General features: G+C 59.9%; 1 protein-coding gene. It reads right to left on the reverse strand.

Annotated features, from left to right (window positions below; translation table 11 throughout):
• On the reverse strand, positions 1-1,091 hold a 1,091-nt coding region (gene tuf / locus OHL21_RS00075), incomplete at both ends, for an elongation factor Tu (protein WP_263415208.1).

Raw genomic sequence — 1,091 nt, forward strand, 5'->3', positions numbered from 1 at the left:
ACCGGTGTGTGCAGCGTTACTTCCAGGCTGACATTGTCGCCAGGCATCACCATCTCGCGGCCCTCAGGCAGCTTGACCGTGCCCGTAACGTCGGTCGTACGGAAGTAGAACTGAGGACGATAGTTGGAGAAGAACGGCGTGTGACGGCCACCCTCTTCCTTCGACAGAACGTACACCTCGCCCTTGAACACCGTGTGCGGAGTGATCGACGCCGTCTTGGCCAGCACCATGCCGCGCTCAACGTCTTCCTTCGCGACACCGCGCAGCAACAGACCGGCGTTATCGCCCGCCAGACCCTCGTCCAGCTGTTTCTTGAACATCTCCACGCCGGTGACAACGGTCTTGCGGGTGTCGCGGAAACCAACGATCTCCACTTCCTCGCCAACCTTCACCTTGCCACGCTCGATACGGCCCGTAACCACGGTTCCACGGCCGGAGATCGAGAAGATATCTTCGATCGGCATCAGGAACGACAGGTCGACCAGGCGGTCAGGCTGCGGAACGTTGTCGTCCACCGCCTGCATCAGCTCGTCGATCTTGGCTTCCCACTGAGCTTCGCCGTTCAGCGCGCCCAGAGCCGAGCCACGGATCACAGGAACGTCATCGCCCGGGAACTCGTACTTCGACAGAAGCTCACGCACTTCCATCTCCACCAGGTCGATCAGCTCAGGATCCTCAACCGCATCGCACTTGTTCAGGAACACAACAATGTACGGTACGCCTACCTGGCGAGCCAGCAGAACGTGCTCCTTGGTCTGCGGCATCGGACCGTCGGTCGCCGCCACCACCAGGATCGCGCCGTCCATCTGCGCCGCACCCGTGATCATGTTCTTGATGTAATCGGCGTGGCCGGGGCAGTCCACGTGAGCATAGTGACGGTTCGCCGTCTCGTACTCCACGTGCGACGTCGAGATCGTGATACCACGCTCACGCTCCTCAGGAGCGTTGTCAATCGTGTCAAACGAACGGAACGCGTTCTTCGGATTGTGCTTCGACAGTACCTTCGTGATCGCTGCCGTCAGCGTCGTCTTACCGTGATCGATATGCCCAATCGTTCCCACGTTTACGTGCGGCTTCGACCGGTCAAATTT

Origin of the sequence: Terriglobus albidus (assembly GCF_025685425.1) — a bacterium.
GTDB classification, from domain to species: Bacteria; Acidobacteriota; Terriglobia; order Terriglobales; family Acidobacteriaceae; genus Terriglobus; species Terriglobus albidus.